1 protein-coding gene is annotated in these 848 nt (G+C 24.4%); it reads left to right on the plus strand.

The features are described from left to right. The coding region (locus tag H2650_RS15690) for an XkdF-like putative serine protease domain-containing protein (RefSeq protein WP_223151128.1) at positions 1 to 833 on the plus strand (833 nt) is incomplete at its 5' end. Between the last annotated feature and the right edge of the window lie 15 nt (positions 834 to 848).

Consider the following 848-nt stretch of genomic DNA (forward strand, 5'->3'; position numbering starts at 1 on the left):
ATGTGCAAGCTTACCTCACGAAACACCATAAAATGCCAAATAACTTCATATTAGCACCAGTCTTAATTCCTAATAAAGCAATCATTAGAAATGCTAATAATATAATTGATGAAACTCATAAAATTTATTTTACTGAAGAAACAATTGTATTAATTAGAAATGATTTTCACGAAAAAAAAAGTGAAAATCTAATGAGTATAAATCATAATGAGGAAACATTTGGTTTAACACTAACAAAGTCTTTTATAATCGATAAAGAAAATCGAAAAACATTACCTAAAGAATTTATTGAACTACCAATTGGAACTTGGATGATTGAGTACTCTGTGGAAAATGATTCTGTATGGAAAATGATAAAAGAAGGTAAACTTAATGGATTGAGCATTGAAGGTATATTTCAATACAACGACGAAGAAGTTACTAATGAAAAAAGTAACTCAACTGAAAGTAACAATGATGACTTATTAGAAATGCGTTTCGATGAAATATTATTCCAAATAAGTAAAGGGAATAAAAGTGAAGAAATTGATAATAATTTTCATTATTCTGAATTTGAAATATTAAAAGAATGGAAATCAAAATTCGGATACAAATTTAATATTTATGGTAATGACCATTTTATAAATAAAAAACCTCATTTTCATTTTGACAATAAACAAAATGATTTATATTGCAAAATTAGTTTTGAAGGAGAAATATTTGAAATTAAACATAACCGAAAAATCCCGAAAAACATACATAAAGAATTAAATTACTTTTTATCAAAATTAGAAAATCAAAAAATATTAAAAGAAATGTGGAATAAAAAAAATCCTAACTTAAATGTAGAATAAAAAAAGCCAGCACAT

It is taken from the genome of Flavobacterium sp. GP15 (assembly GCF_014281985.1).
GTDB lineage: Bacteria > Bacteroidota > Bacteroidia > Flavobacteriales > Flavobacteriaceae > Flavobacterium > Flavobacterium pygoscelis.